22 protein-coding genes and 1 pseudogene are annotated in these 24,873 nt (G+C 64.6%); 10 read left to right on the top strand and 13 right to left on the bottom strand.

The features are described from left to right. The first annotated feature begins 97 nt into the window (after positions 1-97). Positions 98-4,204, top strand: a complete 4,107-nt coding sequence (locus tag XH87_RS25395; protein WP_271589349.1) for a bifunctional diguanylate cyclase/phosphodiesterase — start codon at positions 98-100, stop codon at positions 4,202-4,204. On the opposite strand, the gene XH87_RS25390 is transcribed toward XH87_RS25395, so the two are convergent. From XH87_RS25390 to XH87_RS25370, 5 genes are all read right to left on the bottom strand, one after another. Continuing rightward, positions 4,178-4,519 carry a hypothetical protein gene (locus tag XH87_RS25390; protein WP_333909201.1) on the bottom strand — a complete coding sequence of 114 codons (342 nt, stop codon included), beginning with the start codon at positions 4,517-4,519 and terminating at the stop codon, positions 4,178-4,180. The genes XH87_RS25395 and XH87_RS25390 overlap by 27 nt on opposite strands. Positions 4,520-4,748: 229 nt before the next feature. Further along, positions 4,749-5,741: a UDP-glucose 4-epimerase GalE gene (galE, locus tag XH87_RS25385; protein ID WP_271589347.1), complete on the bottom strand. Its 993-nt coding sequence runs from the start codon at positions 5,739-5,741 to the stop codon at positions 4,749-4,751. Between the two features lie 19 nt (positions 5,742-5,760). Beyond that, positions 5,761-6,564 (bottom strand): WecB/TagA/CpsF family glycosyltransferase, encoded by an 804-nt coding sequence (locus tag XH87_RS25380; protein ID WP_271589346.1) that lies wholly within the window; start codon positions 6,562-6,564, stop codon positions 5,761-5,763. Then, entirely contained in the window at positions 6,557-8,926 is a 2,370-nt protein-coding gene (locus XH87_RS25375) for an exopolysaccharide transport family protein (RefSeq protein ID WP_271589345.1), read from the bottom strand. Before XH87_RS25375 ends, XH87_RS25380 begins: the two co-directional genes overlap by 8 nt. Before the next feature lie 291 nt (positions 8,927-9,217). Further along, positions 9,218-10,018: a class I SAM-dependent methyltransferase gene (locus XH87_RS25370; protein WP_271589344.1), complete on the bottom strand. Its 801-nt coding sequence runs from the start codon at positions 10,016-10,018 to the stop codon at positions 9,218-9,220. Between the two features lie 117 nt (positions 10,019-10,135). Between XH87_RS25370 and XH87_RS25365 the strand changes: the two genes are divergently transcribed. Together XH87_RS25365 and XH87_RS25360 are read left to right on the top strand one after the other, a co-directional pair. Beyond that, on the top strand, positions 10,136-10,405 hold the full coding sequence (locus XH87_RS25365; RefSeq protein WP_271589343.1) for a hypothetical protein: 270 nt from the start codon (positions 10,136-10,138) through the stop codon (positions 10,403-10,405). 6 nt (positions 10,406-10,411) lie between these two features. Beyond that, positions 10,412-11,440, top strand: coding sequence for a glycosyltransferase family 2 protein (locus XH87_RS25360; RefSeq protein WP_271589342.1), 1,029 nt, complete (start codon positions 10,412-10,414; stop codon positions 11,438-11,440). Positions 11,441-11,449: 9 nt separating this feature from the next. On the opposite strand, the gene XH87_RS25355 is transcribed toward XH87_RS25360, so the two are convergent. Then, the gene (locus XH87_RS25355) at positions 11,450-12,436 is read right to left on the bottom strand and encodes a glycosyltransferase (RefSeq protein WP_271589341.1); all 987 of its coding nucleotides are present in this window, start codon (positions 12,434-12,436) and stop codon (positions 11,450-11,452) included. Positions 12,437-12,675: 239 nt separating this feature from the next. Between XH87_RS25355 and XH87_RS25350 the strand changes: the two genes are divergently transcribed. The 3 genes from XH87_RS25350 to XH87_RS25340 all read left to right on the top strand — a co-directional run bounded on the left by XH87_RS25350 (position 12,676) and on the right by XH87_RS25340 (position 16,402). Next, positions 12,676-13,779, top strand: coding sequence for a glycosyltransferase (locus tag XH87_RS25350; protein ID WP_271589340.1), 1,104 nt, complete (start codon positions 12,676-12,678; stop codon positions 13,777-13,779). Between the two features lie 3 nt (positions 13,780-13,782). Next, positions 13,783-15,135 carry an O-antigen ligase family protein gene (locus tag XH87_RS25345; RefSeq protein WP_442868304.1) on the top strand — a complete coding sequence of 451 codons (1,353 nt, stop codon included), beginning with the start codon at positions 13,783-13,785 and terminating at the stop codon, positions 15,133-15,135. A 121-nt stretch (positions 15,136-15,256) separates the two neighbouring features. Next, positions 15,257-16,402, top strand: a complete 1,146-nt coding sequence (locus XH87_RS25340; protein ID WP_271589338.1) for a GNAT family N-acetyltransferase — start codon at positions 15,257-15,259, stop codon at positions 16,400-16,402. Between the two features lie 269 nt (positions 16,403-16,671). Here the strand turns inward: XH87_RS25340 and wrbA are convergent, their stop codons facing one another. The 3 genes from wrbA to XH87_RS25325 form a co-directional block, all read right to left on the bottom strand. Then, on the bottom strand, positions 16,672-17,271 hold the full coding sequence (gene wrbA, locus XH87_RS25335; protein ID WP_271589337.1) for an NAD(P)H:quinone oxidoreductase: 600 nt from the start codon (positions 17,269-17,271) through the stop codon (positions 16,672-16,674). Between the two features lie 168 nt (positions 17,272-17,439). Next, positions 17,440-18,138, bottom strand: coding sequence for a pirin family protein (locus XH87_RS25330; RefSeq protein ID WP_271589336.1), 699 nt, complete (start codon positions 18,136-18,138; stop codon positions 17,440-17,442). 38 nt (positions 18,139-18,176) lie between these two features. Further along, positions 18,177-18,929, bottom strand: a complete 753-nt coding sequence (locus XH87_RS25325; RefSeq protein WP_271589335.1) for an SDR family NAD(P)-dependent oxidoreductase — start codon at positions 18,927-18,929, stop codon at positions 18,177-18,179. Between the two features lie 118 nt (positions 18,930-19,047). Here XH87_RS25325 and XH87_RS25320 point away from each other — a divergent pair, with 118 nt between their 5' ends. Continuing rightward, a complete protein-coding gene (locus XH87_RS25320; protein WP_271589334.1) occupies positions 19,048-19,983 on the top strand; it encodes a LysR family transcriptional regulator in 936 nt (311 codons plus the stop codon). Positions 19,984-20,019: 36 nt separating this feature from the next. On the opposite strand, the gene XH87_RS25315 is transcribed toward XH87_RS25320, so the two are convergent. Further along, a complete protein-coding gene (locus tag XH87_RS25315; RefSeq protein ID WP_271589333.1) occupies positions 20,020-20,277 on the bottom strand; it encodes a hypothetical protein in 258 nt (85 codons plus the stop codon). A gap of 284 nt (positions 20,278-20,561) precedes the next feature. Between XH87_RS25315 and XH87_RS25310 the strand changes: the two genes are divergently transcribed. After that, the gene (locus XH87_RS25310) at positions 20,562-20,918 is read left to right on the top strand and encodes a hypothetical protein (RefSeq protein WP_271589332.1); all 357 of its coding nucleotides are present in this window, start codon (positions 20,562-20,564) and stop codon (positions 20,916-20,918) included. A 70-nt stretch (positions 20,919-20,988) separates the two neighbouring features. On the opposite strand, the gene XH87_RS25305 is transcribed toward XH87_RS25310, so the two are convergent. From XH87_RS25305 to XH87_RS25295, 3 genes are read right to left on the bottom strand one after another with little or no spacing between them, the layout of a single operon-like run. Then, positions 20,989-21,819 carry an adenylate/guanylate cyclase domain-containing protein gene (locus XH87_RS25305; RefSeq protein ID WP_271589748.1) on the bottom strand — a complete coding sequence of 277 codons (831 nt, stop codon included), beginning with the start codon at positions 21,817-21,819 and terminating at the stop codon, positions 20,989-20,991. A 44-nt stretch (positions 21,820-21,863) separates the two neighbouring features. Further along, positions 21,864-22,346: a YbaK/EbsC family protein gene (locus tag XH87_RS25300; protein WP_035712669.1), complete on the bottom strand. Its 483-nt coding sequence runs from the start codon at positions 22,344-22,346 to the stop codon at positions 21,864-21,866. A gap of 40 nt (positions 22,347-22,386) precedes the next feature. Further along, positions 22,387-23,118: a haloacid dehalogenase type II gene (locus XH87_RS25295; protein ID WP_271589331.1), complete on the bottom strand. Its 732-nt coding sequence runs from the start codon at positions 23,116-23,118 to the stop codon at positions 22,387-22,389. A 233-nt stretch (positions 23,119-23,351) separates the two neighbouring features. Here XH87_RS25295 and XH87_RS25290 point away from each other — a divergent pair, with 233 nt between their 5' ends. Continuing rightward, positions 23,352-24,707, top strand: a complete 1,356-nt coding sequence (locus XH87_RS25290; protein ID WP_271589330.1) for a serine hydrolase domain-containing protein — start codon at positions 23,352-23,354, stop codon at positions 24,705-24,707. Between the two features lie 25 nt (positions 24,708-24,732). Beyond that, positions 24,733-24,864: pseudogene (locus XH87_RS25285) on the top strand (SDR family oxidoreductase); the annotation flags it as partial. Between the last annotated feature and the right edge of the window lie 9 nt (positions 24,865-24,873).

The following is a 24,873-nucleotide window of genomic DNA, read 5'->3' as shown; positions in this document are numbered from 1 at the left end:
TGATCGACGGTTTGCAGTGCGCAATAACGACCACTTAGGCCAGCGCCGCTCATAAAGTCACCGGGAGAAATAGGCAGAATGCCCGGGAGCTGAGATCGTGCCGACGACACTCGCGCGCACATTTGCGGCGTTGAGCGCCATCAATGAAGCGATCCTCTACGCGAGATCGCCGGACGAGCTGTACCAGAAGGTCTGCGATGCCGGATTTTCGAGCGGGGATTTTCTGGCCGTTGCCGTATTCCTGGTGGAGCCGGACGGCCGGCGGCTGTGCTTTGCGGCCGGCTGCGGCGACGACGTTGCGCGGCTGCGCGCGATCTTGATCACGACGGAAGCCGGTACACCTGAAGGGGCGGGCGTCGGTGGCGAGGCGTTTCGCGATCAGAAGCTGTGCATCAGCAACGACTATCTGAACGATCCGCGCTCGCTGGCGTGGCGCCAGGGCGCCGTCAAGGCTCATATCGGCGCGGCCGCGGCGCTGCCGCTGCTCTGCAATGGCAGAAGCGTCGGCGTCTTGTTTGTGACGCGTAGCGAAGCCAATTCGCTGGACGAGCAGATGGTGTCGCTGTTCGAGCGCATGTCGGCGAACATATCCTGCGCACTGGCCAATTTCGCGCGCGAGACCGCGCGGCAGACGAGTGAGCGGGCGACACGGCGGCTCAACCGCATGTTCGGTGCCATCAGCGCCACCAACGAAGCGATCCTGCGCGCCAAGACCGAGCAGGAGCTGTACCAGCTCGTATGCGATGCCTCCGTTCACAGCGGCAAATCGCTGGCGACCATCGTCCTGCTCCGCGAGCCGGATTCGCACTGGATGAAGCCTGTCGCCGCCACCGGGCAGAATCTCGAGCTCGTGACCCAGGCGCGCTATTCGGTCGACCCGGAAAATCCTTACGGCAAAGGCATCTCCGGCGAGGTGTTTCGTACCCAGAAAGTCATCGTCGAGGATGATCTCGCCAGCCGTACCAAGGGTACTCCCTGGGAGCAGGCCAACGTCAACACCGGTGTTGCCGCCTGCGTCGTCGCGCCGCTGATCAGGTACGGCGAGAGCGTCGGCGTGCTGCTGTTCTTCATCAGCCGTTCCTGGGCCAAGGACGAGGAGATCGTCGCGCTGCTGCTGCGCATGGCGGAGAACGTCTCGTTCGCGATCGAGAATTTCGGCCGCGAGGCCGAGAAAACCAGGATCGCCGCGGAAGAAGAGTGCCTGGCGCGAATGTATGCGGCGCTCAGCGCCACCAACGAGGCGATCTTGCGTGCGCGGTCGCGGTCCGAGCTGTTCGACCTCGTCTGCGAGGCGACCGCGAAGGGAGCCAAGTTCACCTCGGCCACCATCGCGCTGGTCGATCGACGCGCCGAGCTGTTGCGCGTGGTCGCCAGTTATGGACCGAATGCCGACGAGGTTCGTAAGTTCAAGTTCTCCACCTCCGACCAGGTGCCCGAGGGCCGCGGGCTGACCGGCACCGCGTTTCGCACGGGCCAGCCCGCCGTCAGCAACGACGTGCTCGCCGACGACCGCATGGCGCCGTGGCAGGCCAGTTGCCGCCGCAACGACATCGCTTCCGCGGCGGCATTGCCGCTGTTCAACGGCGACCGGGTCGAGGGCATCTTCCTGTTCAACTCCCCGGAGTGCGGCACATTCACGCCCGAGCTCGTCGAGCTGCTCCGCAAGCTCGAGGCCAACGTCGCCTTTGCGCTGGAAAGCTTCGATCGCGCCGAGGAGAAAGCCCTCGCGGACAAGCAGCGGAAGCGCCTGAGCGGAATGTTCGAGGCGCTGAGCGCAACCAATGAAGCGATCATCCGCGCCAAGACGCGCAAGGAGTTGTTTGAGGCCGCTTGCCAAGCTGGGGTCCTCGGCGACGTGTTCGCCTCGGCGACGATCGGCATCATCGACGAAGAACACGAGCTCGTTCGCGTCGTTGCGGTCAAGGGGCGCCTGCAGGACCGCATGATCGGACGGACCTGCGGCATTTCCGCCGGGCATCCCCAGGGCGATGGCATCATCGGAACCTCGCTGCGCACGCGCCAGCCGAGTGTCGTCAACGACTATATGAACGATCCGCGCTCGGCACACTGGCACTCCAAGGCGGTGGAGGATGGGACCCGTGCTGCGGCGAGCTTCCCGCTTCTGAGGGCGGGACGGGAGCCGATCGGCATTCTGCTCTTCCTCGCTCCGGAGGAGAATACGTTCACGCCCGATCTGGTCGCGCTGCTGGAGCGGCTGGCGGAGAACGTCTCCTTTGCCCTCGACAATTTCGAGCGTGCCGAGGAGAAGGCACGCACCGAAGCGCAGAAGGAGCGGCTGACGCGCATGTTCGCGGCGCTCAGCGCGACCAACGAGGCGATCATGCGGGCGAAGTCCCGTGCGGAGCTGTTCGACCTCGTCTGCCTTGCGGCGTCGAATGGCGCCAAGTTCACATCGACCACGATCGCGCTGGCAAGGGCCGGCAGCGATCAGCTGGAAATCGTGGCGAGCGCAGGCCCGTCCGCCGACACCACCCGTAACGTCCGGCTCTCCGTCGATCCGGAGCGGCCCGAAGGACGTGGGATGAGCGGCACAGCGTTTCGCACGCGCCAGCCCTGCATCAGCAACGACTATCTCAACGACGACCGCGTGAGCGCCTTCCACGCCATCGTGCGCGGCGACGGCGCGCGCTCGGGCGCCGCGTTTCCGCTCATCGCGCACGACCAGCCCGTCGGCGTCATGATCTACATGTCGACCGAACCGGCGACCTTCACGCCCGAATTCGTCGAGCTGTTGCAGCGCCTCGCCGACAACGTCTCCTTCGCAATGGAGAATTTCGATCGCGCCGACGAAAAGAACAAGGCCGACGAGCAGATCGAGTATCTCGCCTCGCATGACAGCCTGACGGACCTGCCGAACCGCGAGACCTTCAACGCGCTGCTGCGCGCGGCGATCGACATCGCGCAGCGCCACGATCACCGTTTTGCAGTGTTGTTCATCGACCTCGACCGCTTCAAGGTCATCAATGATTCGCTGGGGCACGAGGCGGGCGACCTGCTCCTGCTCGAGGTGGCGAACCGGCTGCGTCGCGCCTTGCGGACGAGCGACGTGGTGGCGCGGCTCGGCGGCGACGAGTTCGTGGTCATCCTCGACCAGTGCGGCGAGATCGACGATGCCCAGCGCATCGCAACGGGGCTGCTCGCAGCGCTCGCCGAGCCGATGGAGCTCGCGGGCCACGAGTGCCACACTACGGCCTCCATCGGCATCGCGATGTATCCGGCCAACGGCTCCGACGCGCAGACACTGACCAAGAACGCCGACATGGCGATGTACCTTGCCAAGGAAGACGGCAAGAACGGCTATCGCTTCTTCTCCAAGGAAGTGAAAACGCAGTCGATCGAGCGGCTGTCGCTCGAGAGCGCGCTGCGCCGCGCACTGGAGCGGGAGCAGTTCTCGCTGAATTACCAGCCCAAGGTGGACATGGGGACCGGCCAGATCACGGGCGTCGAAGCGCTGCTGCGCTGGACGCATCCCGATCTCGGCAATGTCTCGCCCGCACAGTTCATTCCGCTTGCGGAGGAAACCGGGCTGATCGTGCCGATCGGTCGCTGGGTGCTGAATGAGGCCTGCGCGCAAGCCATGGCCTGGCAGCGCCGCGGCCTGTTGCCGCTGTCGATGGCGGTCAACCTGTCGCCTCGTCAGTTTGTCGACGAGCATCTGCTGCAGGACGTCGACGAAGCGCTGGCGGCCTCCGGCATGTCGCCGGTGTTGCTCCAGCTCGAGGTCACCGAGAGCATGATGATGCGCAATGTCGGTCGCGCCCTCAAGGTGCTCGACTCCATTCAGAGTCGCGGCATCCGTCTCGCCATTGACGATTTCGGCACAGGCTATTCGTCGATGTCGCTGATGAAGCATTTTCCGATCGACACCATCAAGATCGACCGCTCCTTCGTGCGCGACCTGCCGCAGGATTCGGAGGATCAGGCGATCGCACAGGCGATCATCAGCATGGGCAAGGCGCTCGGCATGACCGTCGTCGCCGAAGGCGTAGAGAATGCCGAGCAGGAGGCGTTCCTGCGGACCCACGGCTGCGACGAGATGCAGGGCTTCCTCATTTCCAGACCGCTCCCGGCGCGGCAGATGGCCGAGTTGCTGCGGCCGATGTCGCTGCCCGTCGCGCCGCCGCTCCAGCCGGACCCGGCCGACGAAGGCGCAGCGTCACGGCTGAAACGCGCTGTCGTCTGACGGCTGCGGATGCAGTTCGCGGACGTCGTGTTCCCCGCCCGCGGCCTTGCTTGGGAAAGCCTGGGGCTCCGTCAGCGATGTCTGCTCGATGAACAGCGCGAGAATGGCGCGCGCGCCCTCGGCGAAGCTCGTCCCTTCGCTCACACTCAAGGCGCAGCAGCACGTTTCGCTCATCGGCTCCTGGTCGTCGACCACTGCCATGGCGGGCCCCCACCACCAGGCAGGCGCAGGCGAGCGCTCGTCCTCTGGTACGACATGCCAGCGGACGAACTCCTCCATGACACGCTCGAATTCCAGGCGTGCAGCCTGATGCATGCGGTCGATACTCCCGGAATCCGCGCCTGATGACAGGCCGACGCGCGGATTGATCGTGGCCTTGGACGCTCGGAAAATCGGCTCGCGCAACTTGGCCGAGCCACACATGCCGACATCATCGTCGGCAATGCCGTAAGACGCGGCCGTCGGCGATACGCCAACGGCGGCAGCGAGCATTCATCCTAGCCGTTTGAACGCAGGGCAGGCAAGTTACGGATGCTATGGTTGCCTAACGCGATCTGAACGGATGCGCCTTCTGGTGCCAGGCCCAGGCGGTACGGATGATTGTGGGCAGGTCGGAATGATGCGGCACGAAGTTCAGCACCTTTCGAGCAGCAGAGGGATCGGCAACCAGGTAGGTGGGATCGCCGGCGCGGCGCGGCTTGACGGTGTGCGGCACCTCGCGCCCGGTCTCCTGCCGGATGGCGTCGAGGATCTGGCGCACCGAGAAGCCCGAGCCCGTGCCGAGATTGAAGCTGCCGCCGGCATGTCCGCCCTCCAGAAGCTTCAGTGCCGCGACATGTGCCGCTGCAAGGTCGGTGACGTGGATGTAGTCGCGGATCGCGGTGCCGTCGGGCGTGTCGTAGTCGTCGCCGAACACCGCGAAGTCGACGTGGCCCTGGAGCGCCATCATGGCGCGGGGAATGAGGTGGGTTTCGTTGTCGCGCAGCTCGCCGATGCCACCGGCCGGATCGGCGCCGCTGGCATTGAAATAGCGTAGGCAGAACGCACCGAAGCCATAGGCCGTGCGGTAGTCGACGAGCATGCGTTCGATCATCAACTTCGATGCGCCGTACGGATTGATCGGCGCGCAAGGAAAGTCTTCCGGCAGCTCCTTGGAATCGGCGTTGCCATAGACGGCGCCGGTCGAGGAGAACACGATGCGCCGGCAGCCCGCGTTGCGCATGGCCTGCAACAGCGACAGCGTGCCCTGGACGTTGTTGATATAGTATTTCTGCGGGTCGATCATGGACTCCCCGACAAGGCTCGCCGCTGCGAAATGCATCACCGCCGTGATCCTGTGGTCGGCGAAGGCGCGCGCCAGCGCCGTACCGTCGAGCAGATCTCCGGTCACCAGGGGGCCGGCGACGAAGCTGCGATGACCTGTCGAGAGATTGTCATAAACGACGGGCTGATAGCCAGCGGCGGTCAGTGCGCGGCACGCATGCGAGCCAATATAGCCCGCGCCCCCGGTGACAAGGACGGTCGGTCGGTCGGTCATGTCGTCTTCTGCTCTTGTTTTAGCGGAGGGGGCGGTGGCGGCTGAAGAGAAGATAGAGCGCGCGGGGGTTGGTGGTCAAATAGCGCCAGAACAGACGGCGTGGCTCGAGCAGGGTGCGCCAGGCCCATTCGAGTCCGATCTTCTGCATCCATTGCGGTGCGCGGGAACGGCTCCCTGACAAGAAGTTGAACAGGCCTCCGGATGTCTTGATAACGCCAACATTGGTGAGATGCGGTGTGTATTCCTCCACGAACGCCTGCTCACTGGGCACGCCGAGCGCGACCCAAAGATAGTCCGGCGCAAGCGCGTTGATCTCCTCGATCTTGGCACGCAGCGCCTCGCCTCGCAGATAGCCGTGGCTGCGTCCGACGATTTTGAGCCGCGGATACATCTTCTGGACGTTCTCGACCGCAGCGGCGTTCTCGGCCTCGCTTGCCCCGAACATATAGAACGTGCGGCCGATCGCTTCCGCCTTGCGCGCGACGACGTGGAACAGGTCCGTGGTCGCAACCCGTTCCGGCAGCGGGAACCAGGATTGCAGCCTCGAGGCCGCGACCAGCGGCTGACCATCGGCGTTGATCAGGTCGGCGGCCCGGAACAGGCGTTCGGTCTGCGGCTCGGTCGAGCAGCGCGCCAGCACTTCGCCATTGGCTGAGGTCAGGAACAGCGGACGGCCGATGCGACTGTCAGGATCGGTCGCCTCGATCATGAAATCGGCGGTGGCTTCCAGGTCGAGCGCGGCCATACGAAGCCCGCCGACGGTGATTCTCGGCACGTCGGCGGTTGCTGCCCGTCCGTCGATGTTGACGCGACGCTCAAGCATATTGTCTGCCTCGCTGGCGCGTTTGGATTGCAGGAGTGAGCTCGTCGAGTACGACGCCGACGAGCTTGCGCTCGGCGGGGCCAAGCGCGGTCAGGATCTCTTCCAGGCTGTCGTTGATGTCGAGGCTGGTCGGCAGGACGGCCACCAGCGAGTCGGTGTCATCGAGCAGCTTGCGGCCGCCGGCCGACAGCGGCATCGCCGGGCCGTCGAGGATCACGAGATCATAGCCGCCGGCGGAACGGGCTTGCGCAATTGCCTTGCGGATCGCGTCGGCAGCCTTGACGGTATCGCCCTCGGCGGCCGGCAGCACCGAGATGCCGTCGACCGTCTTGATCTCGCGTGCGTCCTTGCTGCCGATCGAGAGCCAGCCGAGCCTGCTCGGTTCGTTCTTGCCGGGACGGACGACCCTGTTCGAGAGCGAGCGTGCCTGATGGTCGGCATCGATCATCAGCACGCGGGCCCCGTCGCGCGCGGCCGCCAGCGCGAAATTCAGCGCGGTGACGCTGCGCCCGGTGGTCTCGCTGGCGCCGACAAGCGCAATGACCGGCATCGTCTTGCCGCCGGCATGCCGGGCCACCACGGCCCGCATGTCGCGCCAGGTGTTGAGCAGCGTCGTCAGGGGAAAGCCGGGGCGGAGCGTCGGCCAACCCAGCCGCGTGAGGTCGACGCCGCTGCCAGTGGCGAGAATGGCGCCGAGCGTGTGGATGACGTCGGCCTCCTGGAGCCGTGCGATCAGCGGTTTTTCGACCAGCGGCCTCTCGACCATCGAAGGCTGCAGCGGAGGTGCGTCAAGTTCCGGGGGAGCCTGAGCAACTTCCGGAGCTCGCGGGGCTCGCTGAGGCGGCGCCGCCTCCGGAGGTCGCGCGCGTTGTGGAACCCGCGTTGCATCCGGCGCCGGCGAGCGCTGTGGACGGGCGGGTGTCGGCGCCGGCGCGGTTGCAGCGAGCAGGAGCTCGGCCGCGACGAACCAGCTTGACGCCGCGATCGCCCCGAAAATGAAGCCGATCATGGCGAACAGGCTCATTGCCGGCGGGAACGAGCGCCGCTGCGGCACGGTTGCCTCGCCGATGACCCGGGCCGCCGAAGTGTTCAGGCTCTCCTGCTCCTCGGTCTCGCGGGAGCGCTTGAGAAAGGACTGATAGACGTCGCGGCTGGCATCGGCTTCGCGCTCGAGCTCGCGCAGGCGCACGGCGGCCTGGCTGAGCTGGACGCTCTGCCGCTTCTGGGCTTCCAGCGCCCGGTTGAGCGAGGCTTCAAAATCGCGGGCCCGCGTCAAATCGTTCTTGGCGGACTGGGCGAAGCGGTCGATCTCTTCGTTGATGGTGCGTTTGAGGTCCTCGACCTGTTTCTCGGTCTGGCGCAGCGCCGGATGGCGTGGCCCGAGCTCGCCGGCCTGCTCCGCATATTTCTTGCGGGCATCGGCATATTGCGCGCGCAGATTCGCGATGGTCGGCGATTGCAGCGCCTCCGGAATCGCGCCGGCATCGGCGGCGGTACGCCGGCTCGCCGCGATCTGGTCGAGCCGCGCCTGCGCATCCATGGTCGCCGCACGTGCCGCCGAAAGCCGCTGGTTGCTGGCGGAGAGCTGCTGATCGCTGATCAGCGCATCCTGGGTGCCGACGAAATTGTTCTGGGCCTTGTAGGTGGCAAGCGCGGTTTCGGCGTTGCGCAGCCGATCGCGCAGTTCCTTCAGGCGGCTGGAGAGATCGTTGGTCGCGCGCCGCGCGGCAGAAGCCTGCGAGTTGCGGGATTCCGTGAGGTAGGCGTTGGTCAGCGTGTTGGCCAGCATCGCCGCTTTTGCGGGATCCGTCGACCAGACCTCGATGTCGACGATGAAGCTCTTCTCGGTCTTGCGGATCGTGATGTGTTTGTTCAACGCGTCGAGCGCCGCGAGCTGCACTTCCTTTCTCTCCGCGGCGGAAGGTGTGCGGGGTTGCAGGCCGACCAGACCGAGCAGTGACGCCATCAGGCTCGTGCCCTCGCCGCCGCCGAATTCGGGATCCTTGTCGAGACCGGCCTTCTGAATCACCTGGAGCAGTACGCTGTTGGAGGTGATCAGGCGCGCCTGGCTCTCCACCACCATGGACATGCCGGAGACGTCCTGTGCGCGGGGCGTGAGCTCGCGGTCGACGAGCTGAAGCTCGCGCGGGTCGACATAGAGCTGAGCGGTGGCGGTGTAGCGAGGCGTCACGCTCTTGCCGACGACGACGGCGAGGGTCGCACCGAGCAGGGCGGCCGCGGTGATCGCCACCTTTCGCCGCCAGAGCAAATTGGCGAGCTCCAGCACGTTAAAGCTGGCCCGAGGCGTCCGTTGCGAGGCCTCCGGGCCGGCCCCATCGATCGGCTGGTTATAGTCAAGCATGATCCCCAGCTTTCATTCCAACTGCCGCGGGCTGAGGGGTTAGTCTTCGCTTTACGCCACGCACCCGGGATATGGGTGCCCAATCAACGCAACAGGGAAAATTAACCATACTCATTGAGGGACTATTCACCGAAATGGCAAACAAAGCGTTTAAGCGGCTGGCGCCGTTCGTTGCGTCCCTGTCACTCTCGCGAGAGCGGAGTCTCCCAGGAATTAACGGTTCGTTACCGCGCGCAGCATGGGCGCGAGCCCCCGCTCGTCCAGTGATGCTCCGCGCACATGCCATGGCCGTCAGCGCTTCCGCAGGATGACGTGATAGTCGCCGCGGCGGACGTCGGTGCCGCGGGGAAGAACGGCGTTCAGCACCGCTACGCCGGCGTCGACCAGCGCCGCAAACAGCGGGCTGCGCCGGCGCATCTCCGGATAGCGTGGACTCTCGACTTCACGACGATAGATCATATCGAGGCCGTTGGCGGCCGCGAATGCTTCGAGCCGGGGCAGCGTCACCAGCGGATGGAAGATCGTCGGGAACGGCGGTTCGCCGGGCAGGCCGGCGTCCTTGATGCCGCGGATGTGCCGGTAGAACCAGACGTGAAACCAGTGCGGCGAATACTTGGTGACGACCCCGGAGAGCGAGCGCGGATTGGGCGCGCCGATCAGGATCATCCCGCCGCGCTTGAGCGCGTCACGAAAATTCAGGAGCGCGGCGTCGACGTTCGGCAGATGCTCGATCACGTTGTAGCAGATCACCAGATCGAAGGTCTCGCGCCCGAAGCTGTAGGTCTGGACGTCGCCGAGGATCGCCTCGTCGGCGTAGGTATTGTTGCGGACCTGGTCCTCGTCGATGTCGACGACGGTGACTTTGCTGCGGCTCAGCAATTCCGGCGGCAGAACGCTGCACGAGCCGCCGCCGGCTTCATAGATGGCGAGCCGGTCCTGCGGCAGCTTGCGGCACAGAACGTCATGGACGGCGAGCAGGCTGTCGCGGGCTTCGCCGGGGACAAGATCATGAAGCGCCTGGGTACCTGTCGCTGCCGCAGGGATTTGGATCGCCCTGGCTGTTGCGAAATCGATCGTGGCTGGCTTGTTCATATTTTCTGACCGCGCTTGTTCTATTCAAATTTACAGGAAAAAACGCGCTTGCCCGAAGAGCAAATCCGGCACCGCTCCGTCTCAACGGTCGCAGTGCTTACGGCCGAGTTAATGCGCATGCGCATTAACTACAGCATTGTTCACGTTGGGCGTCGTCGGCGCATGGACCGCCAATTGCAGTATCACGCGCGCATGATTTCGCGGGAGAAACAAGCGAAAGCGGTTAAGCGCATGATGTTGTTTCAGGATGGCCGGGAGATCGGCGCGAGGCGCAGGCACGCGCCGTCAATTGGCCGTTCATTTTGGGACGCATCTGTCCCGCGGCGATGTGCCGTCGCGGGATGCGCGATCGAAGCAGGGCTTTTTCAATATATCTCGGACATCTAGAACGTCATGACATTGATCCCGACAGACCTGTCCGCCTCGCGCATCTCGGATGTCGTGTGCGATCCCAACCGGGAGATCGCGGCGAGCTCTGCGGTCATTGACCTGTCGGTCGGCATCGTCGTCTGCATTCCCTGCTTCCGCCGTCCGCGGCATCTGCGGCTGACGCTGGAATCGCTGGCGAACCAGCGCACCCCGCGTTCCTTTGCCGTCGTCATGGTCGAGAACGATGCCGTCCGGCGCGAGAGCGCGCCGGTTGCTGCGGAGTTTCTGGCTGCCGGCAGGCTCCAGGGCGTTTGCCTCATCGAGAAGCGGCAGGGGAACTGCCAGGCGATCAATGCTGCATTTGAGACGGCGCAGGGGCTGTTTCCCGCCGCGACCCGTTTCCTGATGATCGACGACGACGAGATCGCTTCGCCCGATTGGCTCGAACTGATGGTCCGCACTGCGGAGGCGACCGGTGCCGACGTGGTCGGCGGGCCGGTGCTGCCGGTCTTCGACGACGACAGCAAACCCTGGCTTTCGCGTCATCCCGCCTTCTGTCCCGCCTACGACTACAGCGGTGCGGTGCCGCTGATCTATGGTTGCGGAAATTGTCTGATCACACGTTCCGCCTTCGAACGGTTCGATCGTCCCGCGTTCGACCTGCGCTTCAATTTTCTCGGCGGCGGCGATTGTGATTTCTTCGTGCGGTGTCGTGACGCCGGCATGCTGTTCCACTGGACGGCGGAGGCCGTGATCACCGAGACCGTGCCGCAGAACCGCACCAGCCTGGGCTGGATCGCGAAGCGTGGCCTGCGCATCGGTGCGATCAACTATCGTGTGCAGTACAAGGCCGCGCAGAACGCGGCGGCGCGGGCGCGGGTGTTTGCGCAGATGCTTGGACGGGTGCCGCTGTCGCTGGTTCGCGCCGCAGTCTTGTTGATGTCGTCCAGGGCCGTCGTCGCGATGCATCCCGCAATGGTCGCGTTTGGCGCCGTCTTGGCGGCCGTCGGCCTCGAGCCGAAGCCTTATGAGGCCTCGAAGATCGTGTCCTGATGCGGCGGACTAGATACCGAAACGGGCGAGGGCGACCCTGATCGCGGAGCGTGGCAGCGATTTGAGCGACCGCCGGCCGATCATCGCGAGATAGGCGAAGGCCTGGCGATATCTGCCGAAGCGTATCGCTTGCATCGCCGAATAGGTGACGAGATGAATCTCGGCAGTCCGACGCAGCCCGCTCGCCGCGCCCTCGGGCAGTCTCGCCAGAATCAGCCCGTCGTCGAACACTCGCGCGACCGCCGGCAAGAAATCCTGCGGGGTTCGCACCGCCGCGTTCATGGTGTTGGCCGTGTGCAAGCGATAGTCGAGCAGAAGCTTCGGGGCGAACTCGAACTCGCCGATCGCGGCAAGCCGGCACCAGCAATGCCAGTCCTCGCAATATCTGAGCGAGACGTCGAAGCCGCCGACGGCGCGGAAGGCCTCGGCACGTGCGAGCGCGATACCGCCATTGACGATGAAGTTGCCGGCCGCGAGCCGCGTCAGCACGTCGCCGGACGGCTTGCGGCGTCCTTTCAGCAGGTCGCGTCGGCCGATCTGCCGTCCATCGCTGTCGATCGTGTTGTAGTCGCCGTAGACGAGAACCGCGCGCGGAGCACCGCGCGCTGCCGACAGGAGCGCGGCCACCGCGCCAGGACGCAAGCGGTCGTCGGCATCGAGGAAGAGCAGCCACTCGCCGCGCGCATGCCGCCCGCCGAGATTGCGCGCTGCCGAGACACCCGCGGAATCGTTGTGTAGCAGGCGCAACCGCGGGTCACGCACGGCTCGGACGATCGCAACGGTTCTGTCGGTCGAGCCGTCGTCCACGACGATCACCTCGGTCACCTCGCGTTGCGCAAGAGCGCTGGCGAGGGTCTCGCCGACATAGGCTGCAGCGTTCTTGGCCGGAATGACGACGGACACCGAAATGGCCGAGCCGACCTGAAGCGGAAGGCGCGCTGGCGCCGCCGCGCGGGGGGCGGCTGGCAGTTCGAGAACCTCTTCGGCGGTGATCAAGATGCGGCTCGTCTTTAACGGTCTGTTAACCAGGACATGTCTGCCACGCCGGCGGTCGCAATCCGGTTGCCGGCGGATGATACTCGCATTGCAGTCAAACCGTTGCCGCGAAGGCGCGCGGGCCGTGGGTTTCGTAGAATAGCGTTAAGCCGCTGGCATTAAGCCTGTGGCAAATTTGGAAGAGTGCGACAGCCGGTCCCATGCGAGAATGCGCATCCGGCTGCCGCGGATGGATCCCAGTGCCCGCAAAGACATTCGAACACGACCCCGACGCGATGATCCTGAATCTCTTTTATGAGGACAAGGACGACCGCTGGTTTCCCGGCGACCGGCATCTGCGGCGCATGGCTCGCCGGTTGCTGCTCGGCGAGCCGCGCATGAGCGGCCAGCTTCGCGTGTTCCTCAATCTCTGTGCGGGGCTCGATCGGCTCGGCATACGCTACCGCGTCAACGACTACGGTCACATCGCCCAGCATCCCGACGAACTCGCTTGCATCATCGGCCGCACCTTCCTTCTCGACAAGTTCGCGTGGAAGAACCCGATCCTGCTGGGTGTTGCCGCCCACAATCACCCGCTCGACGATCCCGACCTGTTCAAGCGTCTGCCGGTCAAGAAAGTCGTGGTGCCCGGCCCCTGGTACGTCGACATGTACCGGCCGCACTGGCCCGAGACGGAGGCCTGGCCCGTCGGCATCGACACGGATCTCTGGGCGCCGTCGGCGCGATCGCAAAAGGCCGTCGATGTCCTGATCTACGACAAGGTCCACTGGGACCGCGAGCGCTATGCGGCGGAGATGATCGAGCCCGTTCGCGACCGGCTCTTGAAGGACGGTCGTTCGTTCACGGAGCTGCGCTATGGCAGCTACAAGGAAGAAGACTATCAGGTTGCGCTGGCGCGCTCGCGGGCGATGATCTTTCTGTGCCAGAGCGAGAGCCAGGGCATCGCCTATCAGCAGGCCTTGTCCTGCGGCGTGCCGGTGTTTGCCTGGGATCCGGGCGGGCCGTGGCGCGACCCGGATTACTATCCCGACCGGGTGAGGTTCGCGCCCGTGTCGTCGGTGCCGTATTGGGACCGACGCTGCGGTGCCAAGTTCACCGACATCGCGGGGTTCGAGGCGGGCTGGGAAAATTTCTGGGCCGGGTGTACCGCGGGCTACTTCGATCCGCGCGGGTACATCCTGGACAATCTCACCTTGGAGCAACGGGCACTGCAATACTATGAGATCGCGCGCAGCATCATGCGGCAGCCAGCGCTGTCGCATATCTCCGGCAGGCCCGATGACGGACGTTCGACAGGGGTGAGCCAGGAGCTGGAGCTTCGCGGGCGTCATCAAATGTCCTGAGCCATGGACCGCAGCGCCGCTGACATGACCGACGTCGAGGCCCGATCGTTGGGCCATGTCCTGCGCGACCGCCTTGCGGGGCTCGACGCCGTGCAGGCGGCGCGCTGCCTCGTCGCGGTCGGGGCGCTGCTGCTGGTGCTGGTGACGCTCGATCCGTTCCCGGATCTGCGCAATCCCGACGTCACCACCGTCGTCGGCGGACGAATGGCGCTGACGTATGTTTCCTGGGGCCTCCTGGCTGCGGTCGCGGTGCTGTGTGTCGCTGCCTCGGATGCACCCGCGCTGAAGAGCCTGCTGACACCGCTTCATCTCTGCCTCCTGGGTTGGCTGGCGATCAACATCATCTTCTCAGAGAGCCGCGGCGTTTCGATCCAGCGATTCGTGCTCGCGGCCAGCGTGACGTCGCTCGCCGTCTTGCTGCCGTTGCTGCCGCCGACGCGGCGCAGCTTCAACCTTTGCCTGGGTGCTGCCGCGCTCGTGCTGCTCGCGCTCTGCTATCTCGGCGTCTTCCTCGCGCCGAAATATTCGATTCATACGGCGCTCGACATCACCGAGCCGCAGCTTGCCGGCGACTGGCGCGGCAGTTTTGGCCACAAGAACATCGCCTCGGCCGTGATGACCATCCTTGTCTATGTCGGCATCTACCTGTCAGCGGTGGGCTCGTTCGTGATGGGGCCGGCGGTCGCCGCGCTGTCCGGCATCTTCCTGATCTTCACTGGCGGCAAGACGTCGACGGCGCTCTGTCTTGCGATCTACGCACTCGCCTCGCTGGTCTATGTCACGCCGGGCCTGTGGCTGAAGCGGATCATCTGTTTTGCGCCGCTGGTCGCGATGAACCTGTTGACCGTCGGCAGTGTCGTTAGCCCGGCGCTGGGGGCGATGACGCGGCTGCTGCCGCTCGATCCCACCTTCACCGGCCGGTCTGCGATCTGGGAGTTCGCGCTTGCGGCCGTCGCCGAAAAGCCGATCATCGGTCACGGCTATGCGGCGTTCTGGGACGACGTGACCGCGCGGCAGACCGCCCCAGGCGCCGAATGGGCGACGTCGGCAGCGCACAGCCACAACAGCTATCTCGACCTTGCCGTCACCATCGGTCTGCCCGGGCTGGTCCTCGTGGTTCTCGTCCTGGTGCTCGCACCGCTCGGCAACTTCCAGACGGCCCAGACTCACAGCCGCAGTGGTGCACTGGCCAAGCTGTTCCTGACCGTGTGGCTGTTCGGCCTGTATTACGGAGCGACTGAAACCTTCCTGCTCGAACGGCAAAATCCGATCTGGTTCATGTTCGCGCTTGCCGTGGCCGGCCTGCACTTCCTGGCGAGGTTCCAATGCGTCGAGCAGATGGAAGCGAAACGCTGACAGCTTGTCGCAGCCAAGTCGTATCGAGTGGCATTAGCTTAACGATAAGCAGCGACGCTGCTTGTGGTCGGCGATAAAACATAATCTATCTGGAAACATTCAGTAATCGTATGCGCAGCGAATGACGTTTCTCAGCGTCGAGCAACGAGACGGCCAGCTGTCCAGCACGTCGGGAATCGCTGTTGGTTTCCTCCGTGACTGGCGGCACGCCGCCTCGCGGCTGAGCGCCGGGCACCGCACGGCTTTCCAGCACGCTCACTGGCTCGGCGCTTGGTACAATGCGTTTCACGCCGTCGCTCCGCTGATCGCCGTGATCTCCGATGTCACCACGGGCAAGGACATCGCGATCGCGCCGATGATCAGCCATATCAGGCGCGGCATCCGCATCGTCGAGTTCGCGGACCTCGGCGTCTCCGACAACAACGCACCGATCCTGGTGCTCGATGCCGCGTTGGATCCGGAAGCGACGGATGCGATCAACAAGGCGCTGATCGACGCGTTGCGCGCGCTGCCCGACCGTTTCGATCTGCTCCGCCTGAAGAAGATGCCTGCCCAGGTCGGCGGCAAGCCGAACCCGCTGGTGTCGCTCGGCCGGATCGGATCCTCCTCGCTCAACGGCAATCTCGTGTCGATGGGCGATGACTATCGCGACTACCAGGCCTCGATCAAGCGCCTGCAGATGCCGCGCTGCTGGCGGGTCTTCAGCCGTCATGCCGGCGCGCGGTTCGAGATTGCCGCGGATGTCGCGCGTGCGCGTGAGCTGCTGGACGTGATGGATATGCAGCAGCAGGCGCGCATGCGAAAGCTCGGATCACGCTTCGTCCTCAACGATGAGGACCATGCGCGATTCTATCGCGAGGTCGCCCGCCGGGGCCTTGCGGAAGGTTATGCCATGATCTCGGCGCTGGTGTGTGACGAGGGTGTCGTCGCCACCGCGCTCGGCGTCCGGCACGGCGCGACCTATTGCCTGTTGCGCATCGGCCACGGCGGCGATTCATGGTCGAGCTGCTCGCCCGGGCTGCTCGTCACCGAGCGCACCATGGCGGCGCTCCATGCACAGGGCGTGCGCCGCTTCGACCTCAGCATCGGCAATCAGGACTACAAGCGCCGCTTCGGCGCCGAGAAGATCCCGCTTACCGATGTCAGCGTCGCGCTGTCCTGGCGCGGCGTGCCCTTTGCATTGCGCGATCACGCCGCGCAGGGCCTGCGCCGCTATCCCAGGCTCGCCGCCCTTGTGGCGAGAGCGATGGGCAAGGGAGCGCGATAACAAGGGAGCGCGACAACAAGTGCCGCAGGGTGCAGCGTTTCTTGTCGTCCGAACAGGCTTCACGATCCCGTGCAACTGGCGCAGCGAAGCCGCCCGCGCGAGGCGCGGAATAGGCTGCGGCAATACCAGCGCCGCGCAAGTGCCTGTGCGGGCTTGCGGATCATCTGCGCGATCAACAAGAGTTCGAAGGCCATTCGTATCGTTCTTCGTCAAGTATCCTAACGGCAGATGGGGCGGCATCCTCGAATGAGAATACCGCCCGTGTCGCATCAGCCATGCAGCTTCTTCGCGGTCTCCGCGATCTGGCGTCCCTGATAGCGAGCGCCGGCGAGCTCGTTGCTGCTGGGCTGGCGGCTGCCGTCGCCGCCGGTGATGGTGGTCGCGCCGTAGGGCGCACCGCCGGAGACCTCGTCGAGCTTCATCTGGCCGGCAAAGCCGTAGTTCATGCCGACCACGACCATGCCGAAATGCAAGAGGTTGGTGATGATCGAGAACAGCGTCGTCTCCTGGCCGCCATGCTGGGTCGCGGTAGAGGTGAAGGCGCCGCCGACCTTGCCGTGCAACGCGCCCCTGGCCCAGAGCCCGCCGGCCTGATCGAGGAAGTTCGCCATTTGCGAGGCCATCCGGCCGAAGCGGGTGCCGGTGCCGACGATGATCGCGTCGTAGTTCGCGAGGTCCTCGATCTTGGCGACCGGCGCGGCCTGATCGAGCTTGTAGTGAGAGGCCTTCGCGACTTCGGCCGGCACCAGCTCGGGCACGCGCTTGATATCGACGGTGACGCCGGCCTCGCGCGCGCCTTCGGCGACGGCATTGGCCATGGCTTCGATGTGGCCATAGGCGGAATAATAGAGGACGAGAACCTTGGTCATGGTGGTCTCCGTTGGATGATCAGTCAATGTTCGTGGTTGCGCCGTCGTTCCGGGGCGATGCGAGGCATCGAACCATGGTGCGCAATTGCGCACCTGAGAACCTCGAGATTCCGGTTCTGGCGCTTCGCGCCATCCCGGAATGACGGCAGATGACGTAGCTCGCCGCCGTCACGCCGCGTCGACGAGCACGAGCTCGGAGTCTTCCAGCGCCGTGATCTTCAGCCTGGCCTCGTCGCGGATCGCAGCGCCGTCGCGGGCGTCGACGCGCACGCCGTTGATCTCGACGGAACCCGCCGCAGGCACGAGGTAGAGATGCCGCGACTTCTGCGGCTCGTACTCGGCGCTCTCGCCTGCCCTTAGCGTGCTGGCGAGCACCCGCGCGTCCGCGCGGATCGGCAGTGCGTCCGTATCGTCGTCGAATCCGCTCGCAATGGTGACGAGCTTGCCGGAGCGGTCCGCCTTCGGGAACGGCTTCGAGCCCCAGGTCGGCTGGCCGCCGCGCGCCGTCGGTTCGATCCAGATCTGGAAGATCCGCGTCCTCGTCGGCTCGAGGTTGTACTCGGAGTGGCGGATGCCACTGCCGGCGCTCATCACCTGCACGTCGCCCGCCTCGGTCCGCCCCTCGTTGCCGAGGCTGTCCTGATGGGTGATCGCGCCCTCACGCACATAGGTGATGATTTCCATGTTGGCGTGGGGATGGGCGGGAAAGCCGGTGTTCGGTGCGATCTCGTCGTCATTCCACACCCGCAAGGCGCCGTGGCCCATGTTGTTCGGGTCATAGTGACTGGCGAAGGAGAAATGATGCTTGGCCTTGAGCCAGCCGTGGTCGGCGCCGCCGAGCTTTGCGAAAGGTCTGAGTTCGATCATCTGCGTAATTCCCTTTACTTGAGCAGGTTGCGCCGTGATCAGGCGCCGAACCCGCCGTCGACGTTGAGCACCGTGCCGGTGACGAAGGAGGCCTGCGGGCTTGCGAGGAAGACGATTCCGGCCGCGACTTCCTCGGGGCGGCCGAAGCGCTGCAGCGCGTGCTGCTTGCGCTGGGTCTCGGCGAACTCGCCGCCGTCCTTCGGATTCATGTCGGTGTCGATCGAACCGGGCTGCACCACGTTCACGGTGATGCCGCGCGGGCCGAGGTCGCGCGCCGCGCCCTTGGTGTAGCCGACGACGGCTGCCTTGGTGGCGACGTAGTCGGCAAGGCCCGGGAACGAGGCGCGGTCGGCGAGCATCGAGCCGACAGTGACGATGCGTCCGCCTTCACCCATCAATTGCGAGGCGGCGCGGATCGCCGCGATTACGCCGTGCACGTTGATGGCATCCTGGCGGGCAAACGCTTCTGGGTCGGCTTTGGCATCGTCGATCGCGCCGCCGGCGGCAACGCCGGCATTGTTGACGAGGATGTCGAGATGGCCGAACTCCCTGGCGACGTCGTTGACGAGCTGCGCCACATCCTTCGCCGAGGCCTGGTCGGCCTTGAAGGCGCGGGCCTTGACGCCGCGGGCCTTCAACTCGTTGACCACCGCTTCTGCCTTCTCGGGCGAGGCGACATAGCTGATGGCGACGTCGGCACCTTCATCGGCGAGAGCGCGCGCAGAGGCCGCGCCGATGCCTCGCGAGCCGCCGGTGACGAGGGCAACCTTGCCCGAGAGCTTCTTAGTCATTGGATTTCTCCATTTCCTGAATTTCTGATGACCCTTGGATAAGCCTTCGTCTGTGGTATAGAAATAGAAACCGTTGAAACGCATTGTTTCAGTAAATATCCCGATTGGACCAAAGCCCATGGCAAAGCTTCCAGACTTCGAGGCGCTCGCGATTTTCGCAAAAGTCGTGGAATTGCGGTCGTTTGCGGGGGCCGCGAGCGAGCTGGCGATGTCCAAGGCCACGGTCTCCAAGGCGGTTACGCGGCTCGAGGAGCGGCTCGGCGCGCGGCTGTTCAACCGCACCTCGCGCCGGCTCGCGCTGACCGACGCCGGGCACAAGCTCGCCGAGCGCGCGACCCGTCTTCTGGCCGACGGCGAAGCCGCGGAGAACGAGGCGCTGGCGCAATCGGTGGCGCCGCGCGGCCTGGTGCGGCTCGCCGTGCCCATGACGTTCGGCATCAAGGCGGTGGCGCCGCTGCTGCCGGAGTTCTTCGAAGCCTATCCGGAGGTCTCGGTCGATCTGCATTTGAGCGATGCGACCGTCGATCTGATCGGCGAGGGTTTTGACATGGCGGTGCGGATCGCCCGGCTGCCGGACTCTTCGCTGATCGCGCGGCGGCTCTTCACCATGCCGCGCTATACGGTCGCCGCACCGTCTTATCTGAAACGCCACGGACGGCCGACGCATCCAATGCATCTGGCCGAGCACAAATGCTTCAGCTACGCCTACATGTCGACGCCCAACGTCTGGCACTACACCAACTCGGCCGGTGAGCAGGCCAGCGTACGCCCGGGCGGGCAGCTTCGTGTCAACAACGGCGAGGCCGTGATGCCGGTATTGATCGCCGGCCTCGGCATCGCCGAGCTGCCTGAATTCATCGTCGGCGAGGCCATTTCCACCGGCGAGGTCGAGGTCATCCTGAAGGACTGGAAGCAGGTCGAAGGCGCCGTGCATCTGGTGACGCCGCCCGGCGGCCCGCGTCCCGCGCGCGTCGAAGCGCTCGGCGACTTTCTCGCAGCGAAGCTGCCGGGCACCTGCAAGCGGCGCCCGCGCGGGAAGGTCAAGGTGTCGTAGCTGGCGAGCGGTCTCAAACGCCTCCCGTAACCGGGACTACGACACCTTTACGCCGTCGATCGCGACGATGCGCAAGGTCGGCTTGAGCGTCTCGTCCAGCCGCGTCTTCAATTCGTGGACGCGCGGATCGCTCGAGCGTGCTGCGCACACGCCGTATTGATGGATCGATTGCGCCAAGGCGCGCCGCGCTTCCGGCGTCCGCGTCAATTCGGGTTTCGAAAGCCGCAGGACGATTGCTGCGAGATTCACCAGCATCTCGTCCAGCGCGACGTCGATGGTCGCAAGATTTCGCATCGCTCCACGCTCCCTGGGAGGGCAACAGCGAATCCGGGCATGCGTTCCTGGCGGAGACGGACATGACTAACGCTTCGTATATGCCTGGTTCTTGCCGCTTGGCCCTCTGCGAAAGGTCCAGGACGCCGGTGTGCCTCGGCCCTGTTGCGGTGGCGCCACGGACTGGGGCGTCGGCGGAATTCCCCGAAGTTCCAGCGGCGTTTTCACGTTTTGTTGTTGGTCCAGAACCGGCTCCCGCCTCATTGATTTGATGAAAACCCACGGGAATCGAGAAGGATCGGGACATGCGGACAGAGCGGATTGCGCTGGGTGTCGTGCTCGCGATCGGCGGCATCGTTGCCCCGGGCGCAGCATTCGCCGAAGAATATCGCGGGACCATGGAGCAGCAGATGGCCTGCACGCCGGACGTCTGGCGGCTTTGCAGCGATCAGATCCCCGACGTGAGCCGGATCACGGCTTGTTTGCAGCAGAATACGCCCCAGCTCTCCAGCGGCTGCCGCGCGGTGTTCCAATCCAACAACCAGATGCCGCCGCCGCAGCAGCTCCCCCGCAATCGTGTCGCGCCGCCGCCGCGCTATGACAACGCGCCGCCGCCACCTCCGCAGGTGCAGCCGCGACCCTATGACGATGACGACGATTAGACTCTGATGAGCGCGTGATCCGGAAAAATGCACCGCTGGTAGGCGCGAAGATGCGGTCGCGCCGTCCCGATCAGCGCTCCCCTCGGCTGTCCGATTCGGGTCGATGTCCAAGCACCATCCGCAAGACGACGCCGAACAGAATGGCTGCGACCGGCCAGTGGAACCAGATCTTATGGCTGGTGAACAGATTGATCAGAATCAGGAAGGCGGACACCGTGAGGGCCGCCGCAACCGGGCGGGGCAGCCTTGTGAGCCAATCCGAGACGACATTGGTCGCGCGAGATGGCGCGCGCCTCTCTTCCAATCGCGGAGTCCGCGCTCGCTCTGAGGGCCTTGCGCGTTCCTCGATCGCGACGCTCCCTGGCGCGGCGGCCTGGCCACCGAGGGTCAACCGATAGCTGGTCAGGGGAGCGATGTTCTTCATCGGGCGCTGGCCGAGGCAGTCGAAACCAACCGACAGTTTGTTGTGCACCTGATCGTAGACGGAGCTCGAGATCACGACGCCGCCGGGCTCGGCGAGCTCTTGCAGGCGCGATGCGATATTGACCCCGTCGCCATAGATGTCGGAGCCGTCCACCATCACGTCGCCGAGGTTGATGCCGATGCGAAACTGCATCGGGCTCGCCTGAGGCGCGTCCGAGGCCTGGCTGGAGATCTCCTGCTGAATCTCGACCGCGCATTGCACGGCTTCGACGACGCTGGCGAACTCGGCGATGATGGCATCGCCCCAGGTGTTGACGATGCGGCCGTCATGACGTTCGACCAGGCGCGCAATGGCCGTGCGGTAGCGGCGAAGCGTCTCCAGCGTTCCGGTCTCGTCCGCTTCCATGAGACGAGAATAGCCGTACACGTCGGCGCACAGCACGGTCGTCAATCGTCGTTTCACCTTGTCGTCGGTCATGGTCACCATGCTAACCTCCCCGACCGGCAAATGCATCAGGCATCCTAACCGGTGCCGCCTAACGGCCTGACCTCGCAGACATCGACCCATTCCGCAGCGGTCAACTTGGCCATCCGCTCCGGTGTGATGCGCACCGCGCTGTGGGTCGAGCCCGCGGCCGGCACCACCACGTCGAAGGCCTTCAACGAGACGTCGCAATAGACCGGCAGCGGCGATTTCAGCCCGAACGGGCAGACGCCGCCCACCTCGTGACCGGTGATGTCGGCGACCTCCTCCAGCCCCAGCATCTTCGGCTTGCCGCCGAACTGCGCCTTGACCTTCTTGTTGTCCATGCGCGAGGTGCCGGCGGCCACGATCAGGATCACGCGTTCGCCGATGCGCAGGGACAGCGTCTTGGCGATGCGGCCGGGCTCGACGCCATAGGCCTCGGCGGCAAGCGGCACCGTGGCCGAGCTGATCGGCGATTCCATCACGGTGATGTCGGGGGCTTTGTCGGCGAAGAAGGCGCGAACGGATTCCAGGCTCATTCCAGTCAGCTCATTCCAGGCTTGCAGGCGGGCGGCGATGCTAAGCGATCCCCGGCAACTCCGAGAGCGAACGGACGCGATGGTCCGGCGCCAAGCCGAGCTCGTCCATCTGGGTGCGGATCGCCTTGAACATGGTGAGCGGTGCCACGAGTTCGTTCTCGACGCAAGCCAGCGCCATGGCTTCCGGCGTCATCCGCTCGATCCAGGCGACGTTCAGCCCGAACGACTTCGCCCCCACTGCGTCCCAAGGATTGGAAGACACGAACAGAACCTCCTCCGGCGCGGTCCCGAGCACCTCGCCGATCAGCTCATAGGCCTCCGGGCTCGGCTTGAAGATCTTCTTGGCGTCGACGCTGATGGTGGCATCGAGCAATTGGTCGAAGCCGGAGTTGCGCACGAGCGCGTTCAGCATGTCCGGGCTGCCGTTGGAGAGGATCGCGAGCTTGCGTGGCTTCAGGGCCGCGAGCGCGGCCGCCGCATCGGGATAGGGATCGAGGTGCAGATATTTCTCGATCACGCGCTCGAACGCCTCGCTCTCATAGGCGAGCCCGAGCACGCGCAGCGTATAGGCGAGGGAGTCGCGGGTCACCGCGGCGAAATCCTGGTAGCGCCGCATCAGCGAGCGCAACCAGCTGTATTCGAGCTGCTTGATGCGCCAGATTTGCGTGATGATCTCGCCATAGCCCGGAAACGCATCCTCGGTGACATCAGCGACCGACTGGATGTCGTAGAGCGTCCCATAGGCGTCGAACACGATGGCGTTGATGGGCATGGGCCAATCCTCCCGGGGGGCGTGGGGCGCAAGAACTCCGATTGGGGAGCGCGCATCATCGTCAGCTTACCAGAGCAAAGCGGAAGTCTGCCACTGCAAGCGTGGCCGCCGGCTTACGATCCAACTCGGACATCGAGAAAGGTCGGATAGGAAGCCTCCTACTTTGAGTTGAGTTTTCGCAGAACTCGTCCATGATGCGTGTGGTCAGCGCTTGTTCGAGACGAGTCGGAAGCATGCGTCTTGTTCTGAGATTGTTGAAGCTGGTTGTCGCGATTGTGCTTCTCGGGGTTTTGGTATTCAGCGTCTGGCTGACCTACATCCCACCCAATGGGCTGCTCTCCGCCACGGCCATTGCGGCCAAAATGGTTTGCTCGAACGTGTTCATTGCCAAACGCAACGCGGATGCGGTGATTAGAACCGACGTGGCGTTTGCACTTCCCCGTATCGTCAAACGTCTGAACATCAATGTCGACACCGCCAACCAGCGTGTCGAGGTGGCATATCGTAGCCTGTTTGCCAAACGCTACGCTCAATATGAGGAGGGACGTGGTTGCACGCTGGCCTCGAGCGACGAAATCCCCGATCGTGCCGTGCCGCCTTCGCTGCCAGGAAAGCCTAATGCGCTCTGGCCGGTCGGCGAGAGCGCTCAATTGTCCGACGACAAGCATTTACTGGCGGCGCTGAACGATCCGGCTCTCCAGGGACCGGGCATGCGCGCGATCGTCGTGGTCCACGACGGGCGCATCATCGGTGAAACCTACGGCGAAGGTTTCAACGCTTCGACGCCCTTGCAGGGCTGGTCGATGACGAAGACAGTGAACGCCGTCTTGGCCGGTATGGCGATCAAGGACGGAAAGCTTTCGCTCGATCGAAAAAATCTGTTTCCGGAGTGGGCCGGCGACGCGCGGGCGGACATCTCGGTGGCCGATTTGATGGCCATGACAAGCGGATTGAAATGGAGTGAAGATGGTGATTCTCCCGACCCTGACGGGCTGGAGAATCTCGCAAATGATGCGGCGGCTTTCGCGAGGGATCGTCCGCTTGTCGCCCCGCCTGGAACGAAGTTCAACTATTCCGGGGGCTCGTCCGTCCTGTTGGCCTGGCTCTGGCAGAACGCGGTTGGAGCGGACGCGCGAGCGTATCCGCAGGAGCGATTGTTCAAGCCTTTGGGCATGACCAGCGCTGTTCTTGAGGCCGATCCTTCAGGCACATTCCTTGGCGAAGCCTTTCTCTTCGCCAATGCGCATGATTGGGTGCGCTTCGGCGAATTCCTGCGCTTGAACGGAGAGTGGAACGGTGCACGGCTTTTGCCGCCGGGCTTTGTCGATTACATGCGCTCGCCTGTGCCGGCGTCCGACGAGGGACATGGCCCGGTATACGGTCGCGGACAGCTTTGGTTGGGGCCGGGCCAAGGATTCCGACTCCCTGCCGACACGTTCATGTTGCAAGGGCACCTCCGCCAGGTGATCGCGATCATCCCCTCGCGTAAACTCGTGATCCTGCGCATGGGTTTAACGCGGGAAGATATTGGGTACAGCACCACGAAACTGCTGTACGCGATTGTCGCGGCGTGCGGATCCAATAAGTGATGCGTTACTTCCGGGGTTGGCCCAAGCCGCCACGCGCATCGGGCTTGTGGGCGATCCATCCGAGACGGGAGCGGCGGCCGCGTTCCTGGCGCCCTCGGACAGCAGCTTCATGACCGGCGGCGAACTCTTCGTCGATGGAGGCCTGGCGCTGGTCTGAGGGCTTCGA

This window comes from Bradyrhizobium sp. CCBAU 53415 (assembly GCF_028128735.1).
Lineage (GTDB): Bacteria > Pseudomonadota > Alphaproteobacteria > Rhizobiales > Xanthobacteraceae > Bradyrhizobium.
This window is presented reverse-complemented; position numbering and strand designations above follow the sequence as displayed.

Bases quoted from the DNA above. Each gene is read 5' to 3' on its own strand.
- XH87_RS25390 (WP_333909201.1), bottom strand. From the start codon at position 4,519: ATGCATCAGGCTGCACGCCTGGAATTCGAGCGTGTCATGGAGGAGTTC.
- galE (WP_271589347.1), bottom strand. From the start codon at position 5,741: ATGACCGACCGACCGACCGTCCTTGTCACCGGGGGCGCGGGCTATATT.
- XH87_RS25380 (WP_271589346.1), bottom strand. From the start codon at position 6,564: ATGCTTGAGCGTCGCGTCAACATCGACGGACGGGCAGCAACCGCCGAC.
- XH87_RS25375 (WP_271589345.1), bottom strand. From the start codon at position 8,926: ATGCTTGACTATAACCAGCCGATCGATGGGGCCGGCCCGGAGGCCTCG.
- XH87_RS25370 (WP_271589344.1), bottom strand. From the start codon at position 10,018: ATGAACAAGCCAGCCACGATCGATTTCGCAACAGCCAGGGCGATCCAA.
- XH87_RS25365 (WP_271589343.1), top strand. From the start codon at position 10,136: ATGCGCATTAACTACAGCATTGTTCACGTTGGGCGTCGTCGGCGCATG.
- XH87_RS25360 (WP_271589342.1), top strand. From the start codon at position 10,412: ATGACATTGATCCCGACAGACCTGTCCGCCTCGCGCATCTCGGATGTC.
- XH87_RS25345 (WP_442868304.1), top strand. From the start codon at position 13,783: ATGGACCGCAGCGCCGCTGACATGACCGACGTCGAGGCCCGATCGTTG.
- XH87_RS25340 (WP_271589338.1), top strand. From the start codon at position 15,257: ATGACGTTTCTCAGCGTCGAGCAACGAGACGGCCAGCTGTCCAGCACG.
- wrbA (WP_271589337.1), bottom strand. From the start codon at position 17,271: ATGACCAAGGTTCTCGTCCTCTATTATTCCGCCTATGGCCACATCGAA.
- XH87_RS25330 (WP_271589336.1), bottom strand. From the start codon at position 18,138: ATGATCGAACTCAGACCTTTCGCAAAGCTCGGCGGCGCCGACCACGGC.
- XH87_RS25325 (WP_271589335.1), bottom strand. From the start codon at position 18,929: ATGACTAAGAAGCTCTCGGGCAAGGTTGCCCTCGTCACCGGCGGCTCG.
- XH87_RS25320 (WP_271589334.1), top strand. From the start codon at position 19,048: ATGGCAAAGCTTCCAGACTTCGAGGCGCTCGCGATTTTCGCAAAAGTC.
- XH87_RS25315 (WP_271589333.1), bottom strand. From the start codon at position 20,277: ATGCGAAATCTTGCGACCATCGACGTCGCGCTGGACGAGATGCTGGTG.
- XH87_RS25310 (WP_271589332.1), top strand. From the start codon at position 20,562: ATGCGGACAGAGCGGATTGCGCTGGGTGTCGTGCTCGCGATCGGCGGC.
- XH87_RS25305 (WP_271589748.1), bottom strand. From the start codon at position 21,819: ATGACCGACGACAAGGTGAAACGACGATTGACGACCGTGCTGTGCGCC.
- XH87_RS25300 (WP_035712669.1), bottom strand. From the start codon at position 22,346: ATGAGCCTGGAATCCGTTCGCGCCTTCTTCGCCGACAAAGCCCCCGAC.
- XH87_RS25295 (WP_271589331.1), bottom strand. From the start codon at position 23,118: ATGCCCATCAACGCCATCGTGTTCGACGCCTATGGGACGCTCTACGAC.
- XH87_RS25290 (WP_271589330.1), top strand. From the start codon at position 23,352: ATGCGTCTTGTTCTGAGATTGTTGAAGCTGGTTGTCGCGATTGTGCTT.